We start from the raw sequence: 7,830 nt of genomic DNA on the forward strand, positions 1-7,830 counted from the left end.
AAACCCTGAATTTTCCAGATGATCGACAAGACCTACCAGCCGTCCGACGTGGAGCCGCGCATATCGCAGGCGTGGGAGAATGCGCTGGCGTTCCGGGCCGGCCGGCCCGACCGCGCCGACGCGAAGCCCTATTGTATCGTCATTCCGCCGCCGAACGTGACCGGCTCGCTGCATATGGGCCATGCGCTCAACAACACCTTGCAGGATATCCTGTGCCGGTTCGAACGCATGCGCGGGCGCGACGTGCTGTGGCAGGTCGGCACCGACCATGCCGGCATCGCCACCCAGATGGTGGTCGAGCGGCAATTGATGGAGCGCCAGCAGCCGGACCGCCGCAGCATGGGACGCGAGAAATTCCTGGAGCGGGTGTGGGAGTGGAAGGCCGAATCCGGCGGCACCATCATCAACCAGCTCAAGCGGCTCGGCGCGTCCTGCGACTGGTCGCGCGAGCGGTTCACCATGGACGAGGGCCTGTCGAAGGCCGTGCTCAAGGTGTTCGTCGAACTGTACCGGCAGGGGCTGATCTACAAGGACAAGCGGCTGGTCAACTGGGACCCGAAGCTGCTCACCGCCATTTCCGACCTCGAAGTGCAGCAGGTCGAGGTGAAGGGCAATCTCTGGCACCTGAAATATCCGATCGAGGGCATTCCGGGCGAGTACATCATCGTCGCGACCACGCGGCCCGAGACGATGCTCGGCGACACCGCGGTCGCGGTGCATCCCGAGAACGAAAAGCTCAGGCACCTGATCGGGCGCAACGCCATTCTGCCGCTGGTCGGACGGCGCATCCCGATCATTGGCGACGATTATGCCGATCCGAAGAAGGGTACCGGCGCGGTGAAGATCACGCCGGCCCATGACTTCAACGACTTCGAGGTCGGCCGGCGGCACGATTTGCCGATGGTCAACATCTTCGACATCGAGGCCAATCTCAATCTGAACGGCAACGAGGACTTCCTCGCCGGTGTCGAAGCGTCAGCCGATCTCGACGAGACACTGGCGATGCACGGCTACGATCGCTTCAACGCCCGCAAGAAAATCGTCGCGCGCATGGAGGAAAAAGGCCTGCTCGACACGATCGAGCCGAACACGCACATGGTCCCGCACGGCGACCGTTCGGGCGTGGTGATCGAGCCGTTCCTGACCGACCAGTGGTATGTCGACGCCAAGACGCTGGCGCAACCCGCGCTCGCCGCGGTACGCGACGGCCGCACAACGTTCGTGCCGAAGAACTGGGAAAAGACCTATTACGACTGGATGGAGAACATCCAGCCGTGGTGCGTGTCGCGCCAGCTCTGGTGGGGCCACCAGATCCCGGCCTGGTATGGCGCCGATGGCCGCGTCTACGTCGCCGAGACCGAGGACGATGCAGTTGCTGACGCGCTCGCCTACGACACCATGAACGGCAACATCACCGAGCAGGAAGCAGAGGCAATTGCGCAGGACGCAGGCCGCCGCGCGGCGTATCTGACCCGCGACGAGGATGTGCTCGACACCTGGTTCTCGTCGGCGCTGTGGCCGTTCTCCACACTCGGCTGGCCGGACGAGACCCCGGAATTGCAGCGCTTCTACCCGACCGACGTGCTGGTCACCGGCTTCGACATCATCTTCTTCTGGGTCGCTCGCATGATGATGATGGGCCTGCATTTCATGGAGAACATTCCCTTCCACACCGTCTATATTCATGCGCTCGTCCGCGACGAGAAGGGCGCCAAGATGTCGAAGTCGAAGGGCAACGTGATGGACCCGCTCGACCTCATCGACCGGTACGGTGCCGACGCGCTGCGCTTCACGCTTGCCGCGATGGCGGCGCAGGGCCGTGACATCAAGCTGTCAGCGCAGCGCGTTGAGGGCTATCGCAACTTCACCACCAAGCTCTGGAATGCCGCGCGCTTCGCCGAGATGAATGGCTGCGTGACTGTGCCGGATTTCACGCCGCGCAATGCGAAGCAGGTGCTCAACCGGTGGATCGCCCACGAGACCGCGAAAGCCACGCGCGAGATCACGGCGGCGATCGAAGCCTATCGCTTCAACGAGGCGGCGGGCGCGGCCTATCGCTTCGTCTGGAACATCTATTGTGACTGGTATCTCGAACTGGCGAAGCCGGTGCTCACCGGTCCGGACGGCGAGGCGAAGTTCGAGACCCGCGCGACGGTGGCCTGGGCGCGCGACGAGATCGTCAAGCTCCTGCATCCGTTCATGCCGTTCGTCACCGAGGAATTGTGGTGGGTGACGGGTCCGGTGCCGGTCGAGCCGGAGGAGATGAGCGGCAGCCGGGCCGAGTTATCTCGCAAGGGCGACGAACGCCCCGACATGCTGGCGCTGACGGCATGGCCCGCACATGAGGGGCTCGACGATCCGGCGGCCGAGGCCGAGATCGGCTGGGTCGTGGACCTCGTCACGTCGGTGCGCTCGCTGCGCTCCGAGATGAACATTGCACACGCGACCGTGATGCCGCTCGTTCTCGTCGATGTTTCGGAGGAGACGCAGGCTCGCGCCGAGCGCTGGCTCGAATTCGTGAAGCGGCTCGCGCGTGTTTCGGAACTGATGTTCGTGAGGGCGGTGCCGCAGGGTGCGGTACAGCTTCTGGTGCGTGGCGAGGTGGTGGCATTGCCGCTCAAGGGCGTGATCGACCTCAATGCCGAGCGCGCGCGCCTGCAGAAGGAACTCGCCAAGGCGGAATCCGACATCCAGCGGGTCGATCAGAAGCTAGGCAATCCGAAATTCGTCGCCAATGCCGCCGAGGAGGTGGTGGAGGGCGAGAAGGAAAAGCGCGAGGAAGCGGAAGCGCGAAAGTCCAAGATCCTGGAGGCGCTGGAGCGGCTGAAGGGGGCGGCGTAGCTTATGCGCCGGCTGGTCCGTGGTATCGGTTACGGCCTGTCGGCAATCGCGCTTGGCATGATCGTGCTGGCCGGTGCCACCGCGCGGACCGCGGACCCCGCTTTGTGGCCGCCGAAGCCCGGTGCACCGACCATTGAAGTCTTCGTCGTCAGCCACGGCTATCACGCCGGTCTTGCCTTCGACACCGCGCAGCTTGCCGATGCGGCAGGCCGCGACGGCAATGCCGCGCTGATCGCGGTGACCCAGCGGTTCGCCGCCTATCCCTTCATCGAGATCGGTTTCGGCGAGGAGCGCTTCTATGCGTCGGTGCCGAATGCCGCCGCGTTCGATTTCGGGCTTGCGATCCGTGCGCTGTTCCATCCGGGCAATCCGACCGTCATGCATGTCGTCGGTCTGCCGGCCGCGCCGCGCCAGGTGTTTCCGTCATCCGACATCGTGCGGGTGCCTCTGAGCGAGCCGGGTTTCGCGCGCCTGCGGGCGGCGCTCGATCGCGATTTTGCGCGTCACGGCGAGCCACCGTTGCCGCAGGCGATCGGCAAGGGCCTCTACGGCCCGAGCCTGTTCTTCCGCGCCAGCGGGTCTTTCCACATCTTCAATGTCTGCAATCACTGGGTCTCCGACATGCTGTCCGCGGCCGGCTTGCCGGTGACGCCGGTGCTTGACACTGTGCCGCCCGGGCTGCTGCTCGACCTGAAATGGCGGGCGGGGCTCGATTCACTGCCGGGGACCCATCCATGAAAGTCTTTCTCGCCGGCGCCACCGGGGTGGTCGGCCGCCGCCTGACGGTGCTGCTCAGGCAGGCCGGGCACGAGGTGGCCGGCACCACGCGCTCGGAAGCCAAGGCCGCCGCGCTGCAGGCGATCGGTGCGGTGCCGGTGCTGGTCGATGCCTACGATGCCGACAAGCTGAAGCTTGCGGTCTATGCGGTCCAGCCCGATGTCATCATCCATCAACTCACCGATCTGCCACAGGCGATCGATCCGAAAACCCTGCCGGCGGCGCTCGAAGCCAATGCTCGGCTGCGCGTGACGGGCACGCGCAACCTGATCGATGCCGCGCTGACCAACCGGGTGAAGCGCGTGATTGCGCAGAGCATCGCGTTCGCCTATGCGCCGGGCGACCCCCCGCTGACCGAGGATCATCCCATCGATCCGGCGCAGACCGGCGTGATCGCGCTGGAGCGTGCGGTGACGCAGACGCCGGGCATCGACGGCATCGTGCTGCGTTATGGCCGCTTCTATGGTCCCGGCACCTGGACCGAGACTGCCAGCGGCGCGGGTCCGCTGCATGTCGATGCCGCGGCGCAGGCCGCCTTGCTGGCGCTGACCCGCGGCAAGCCCGGCATCTACAATCTCGCGGAGGATGACGGCGCGGTGTCCAGCGAGAAGGCGAAGCGCGAACTCGGCTTCGATCCGTCGTTCCGGATAGAGGCATGACGATCGATCCGAACAACCGTCCCGGCGGACCGCATCTCGTGGTCACCTGCAAGACCGCGAACAAGGTGCAGTTCTTCGACGCAGCGACGCTTGAAAGAACCGGCGAGATCGAGATGCCGGCTTCGACCCACGAGATGGTCCTGTCGGGAGACGGAAGAAGCGTCTACGCGTCGGTTTATGGCGGCGGGATTTTCGGCAGGAACACCAATCCGGATCGCCGCATCGCGCTGGTCGACCTCGAAGCGAAGGCGGTTGCGCGCGTGATCGATGCAGGCGCCGCTGTCGCGCCGCACGGCGTCATGTTCGATCGCGACGGGGTGCTGTGGTGCACCGCCGAGCTTGCAGATGCCGTCCTCGCAATCGACCCCGCAAGTGGCAGCGTGGAAAGCATCGATACCGGCAAGGCCGCGCACTGGCTTGCCATCAGCCATGCGGCGAACAAGGTGTTCGCCTCCTGCAAGACTTCCGATTTCGTTGCGGTGATCGATCGCGCCGCGCGCAAGGTGACCGGCCGCCTGCCGATTCCCGATCTCGCCGAAGGGCTTTGCGTGACGCCGGACGGCGGCACCGTCTATGTCTGCGCGCATCGCACGCCGACGCTTTACGTATTCGATGCCGCCAGCGGGACGCTGCGCAGGACGATCACGATCATGGGCGGGGAGGGCAGGCCGAACCAGCTCAAGCGGGTGCGGGTCTCGCCCGATAGCCGCTTCGTCTGCGTGTCGTCGCTGCTCGACAATCACGTCGCGATATTCGCAGCCGATTCGATGAAGCAGATTGCCTCGATCGCGACCCCGAAGGCGCCGATGGGCTTCGGCTTCGCGCCGGCCGGCCGGCATGCATATCTGTGCTGTCACGACGACGCCGTGATGCTGGAGTTCGATATGGCCACCGGCGGCATCCTGCGACAATGCGCGACGGCATCCGGCTGCGAATACGTTGTCGCCTATTAGGGTGCGTGCCGGGGCGTGCATCATGGCGCGTTGATTCTGCGGCCGCAGCGGGCGCGGATTTTCGATCGATGCCAGTGTCGACAGGCAGTTGCCGCAAATCGATGCTTTGGATTAACTGGCATGGATGTCGTTCGATTCGTCGCTTGCGTCGCTCCTCATCTTGATCGGACCAAGAGCAATCATGGCAAATTATCGTTCATCAACGCTGCCCGCGCAGGCGCGTGCCGCTGTCCTCGAAGCGCCGTCGGCCGACACCGGATACGATAATCTTCGCGCAATTCTGCTCAGCCTGCGCAGCCGCATCGGGCCGTCGCAGATCATTCCTCTTTGTGGAGCGCTGCTGTTCGCCGTCGGATGCACGCTCTGGGCGATCCAGGAAGGCGTGTCGATTCCGCTTGCGCTGATGGGCGGATATTGCACGATCGTCGCCGGTATCATCCTGTGCGTGGCCCAGCTCACGCTGACCCAGGTGAATGCCAGTACAGCACCGGCCCAAGCGCCGCGAAAACCCAACTACGCCGCGTGGAAGCTCGTCAACAAGCTGAATGTATCGAACGCGTCGCGGCTGTGGTGCGATATCGAACCCGGTCATCCCTGTTCCCAGGACTCGATTGCCTGGTCCGCTGCGATTCTGGATGCGATTAAATCGGGAGCGCTGCCGATCAGTCCGAAGGCGCATGCGACCGCGGAAATGATCTCGCGGGAACGCGCCAATCCGGGCTGGAACACCGAAGTGACGCGGCAGGCTCTCAAATCCTGGGCGCTGGCCCATGGCCATAGCCCGGCATTTCTCAAAGATTGACGTCGCCACTTCGCGATCTTCAACACCGCCTCGATCGTACCGTTCGCCTCCATCGCGATGGAGTCGGACTGCGGCTGATGACTTTGCATTCGTCGCTAGACTAGGGGACGCGGCCCTTGATCGCGTTGGCGACCGCTTCAAATGCGATGCTGCCATCCGCAGCGATAGGCATGATCTCGCGCAGCCGTGTCCGCAATTGCTCCGTTTGATCGGGCGACATCGTTTGAATGAGCCGTCCGGCCGGGCCGACCGGGAGGCTTTGAATCGCCCAGTAGTCCTCGAAGCTTTCATGGCGGACCGGAATGCGGATTACCATTGTCTCCACCGAGACAAGCCCGGCCGTCTGCCAGAGATCCCGCATCACCTCCTGTCGCGCCACCACGGTGTTTGGCAGGCTCCCCGTGGAGATGCCCAATGACTTGGCTGCCGCATGGATGTGGAATGTCGGCACGCCATCGCGTTCGAGGTCCCACATATAGGTTGCGACCCACCCGCCGGGTCGCGTCACGCGTGCCATCTCCGCGATCGCCTTGGCCGGATTGGTCACGAACGAAATTACCAGCGCCATCACCGCGGCGTCGGCGCTGTCGTCGGCAAGCGGGAGGGCTTCCGCTCCGGCGACCTGGTAGTCCGCTTGCTGCGCGCCTGGCCGCGTGCGTGCAAAGGCGATCTGACCGGACGAAGGGTCGAAGCCGAATATGCTTGATGGTGCACAACGCGCGACGATGAGTTCGGTGAAAGCCCCGTTGCCGCAGCCGATGTCTACCCATCGCATGCCCGTTGGCACATCGAGCCAGTCGAGAAAGCGTTCCCCGACCATCCGGCTCCAGCGGCCCATCACCTGTTCGTAGGCCTCGCCGTCCGTGAAAAGCCTGCTGGTTTCGCTCATGTCGGCCTCAGGTCAAACTCAATCCAGCTTGATCCCCGCGGCACGGATCACCTTGGTCCACATGTCGGATTCCTTCTGAATGAAAGCTTCGGTCTGTGGCACATCCATCTGGATCAGGTTGCCGCCGATCTTCGCATAGGATTCCTTCAGGGTCGGGATGATGGCGCGCGTCTCCTTGCGCAGCTTGTCGAGGACGTCCGGCGGAGTATCGGCGCGTGCGAAAATGCCGATCCAGGAATCGATATCGAAGCCCTTCACGCCGGCTTCCGCCATGGTCGGGACGTCCGGCGTCTGCGGATTGCGGTTCGGGCCCGCGATTGCGATTCCGCGGACGCTGCCGGACTTCACATGCGGAAGCGCGGCCGGATAGGAATCGATGAAGTAATCGACGCGGCCGGACAGGATGTCGGGATAGGCGGCTTGCGCGCCCTTGTATGGCACCTCGAGGAATTTCGTGCCGGTGGCGTTCATCAGCGCCGCGGCGACCAGATGCTGGCCGGTGCCGACGCCGGCATTTGCCATCGAGAGCTTGCCGGGCTCCTTCTTCGCCGCCGCCAGAACCTCGGGCAGTGTCGTGTAGGGCAGTTCCTTGCGACCGACCATCATGTAGGAAATGCCCATCACCAGCGCGACCGGCGTGAAGTCCTTCCTCGGGTCATGACCCAGATTGGAGCGGAGCACCGGGTTGAACACGATGTTGCTCAGGCCCCCGACCAGGAGCGTGTAGCCGTCGGCCGGCTCGCGGGCGACGAACTGGGTGCCGACCACCGTGCCGGCGCCCGGCTTGTTTTCCACCACCACGCTCTGGCCGAGCCGCTTGCCCAGCGCGTCCGCGACGGTGCGCCCGACGATGTCGTAGGAGCCGCCGGGCCCGATCGGCACGATGATCCTGACCGGCTTGTCGGGAAA

General features: G+C 64.4%; 7 protein-coding genes. 5 read left to right on the forward strand and 2 right to left on the reverse strand.

From position 1 onward, the window contains the following. Positions 1-18 precede the first annotated feature (18 nt). From AB7F49_RS13655 to AB7F49_RS13675, 5 genes are all read left to right on the forward strand, one after another. A complete protein-coding gene (locus AB7F49_RS13655; RefSeq protein ID WP_428523165.1) occupies positions 19-2,841 on the forward strand; it encodes a valine--tRNA ligase in 2,823 nt (940 codons plus the stop codon). A gap of 3 nt (positions 2,842-2,844) precedes the next feature. Next, complete coding sequence (locus AB7F49_RS13660; RefSeq protein WP_428523167.1) at positions 2,845-3,579, forward strand: DUF2459 domain-containing protein; 735 nt, start codon at positions 2,845-2,847, stop codon at positions 3,577-3,579. Beyond that, entirely contained in the window at positions 3,576-4,277 is a 702-nt protein-coding gene (locus AB7F49_RS13665; protein WP_428523169.1) for an NAD-dependent epimerase/dehydratase family protein, read from the forward strand. The genes AB7F49_RS13660 and AB7F49_RS13665 overlap by 4 nt, the downstream gene beginning before the upstream one ends. After that, positions 4,274-5,230, forward strand: coding sequence for a beta-propeller fold lactonase family protein (locus AB7F49_RS13670; protein ID WP_428523171.1), 957 nt, complete (start codon positions 4,274-4,276; stop codon positions 5,228-5,230). The genes AB7F49_RS13665 and AB7F49_RS13670 overlap by 4 nt, the downstream gene beginning before the upstream one ends. 181 nt (positions 5,231-5,411) lie before the next feature. Further along, positions 5,412-6,032 (forward strand): hypothetical protein, encoded by a 621-nt coding sequence (locus AB7F49_RS13675; RefSeq protein ID WP_428523173.1) that lies wholly within the window; start codon positions 5,412-5,414, stop codon positions 6,030-6,032. A 100-nt stretch (positions 6,033-6,132) separates the two neighbouring features. On the opposite strand, the gene AB7F49_RS13680 is transcribed toward AB7F49_RS13675, so the two are convergent. Both AB7F49_RS13680 and AB7F49_RS13685 read right to left on the reverse strand, forming a co-directional pair. Continuing rightward, on the reverse strand, positions 6,133-6,921 hold the full coding sequence (locus AB7F49_RS13680; protein ID WP_428523175.1) for a class I SAM-dependent methyltransferase: 789 nt from the start codon (positions 6,919-6,921) through the stop codon (positions 6,133-6,135). Positions 6,922-6,939: 18 nt separating this feature from the next. Then, positions 6,940-7,830 (reverse strand): Bug family tripartite tricarboxylate transporter substrate binding protein (locus AB7F49_RS13685; RefSeq protein ID WP_428523177.1); only part of this gene is annotated, 891 nt, incomplete at its 5' end.

The organism is Pseudorhodoplanes sp., from assembly GCF_050250235.1.
Lineage (GTDB): Bacteria > Pseudomonadota > Alphaproteobacteria > Rhizobiales > Xanthobacteraceae > Pseudorhodoplanes.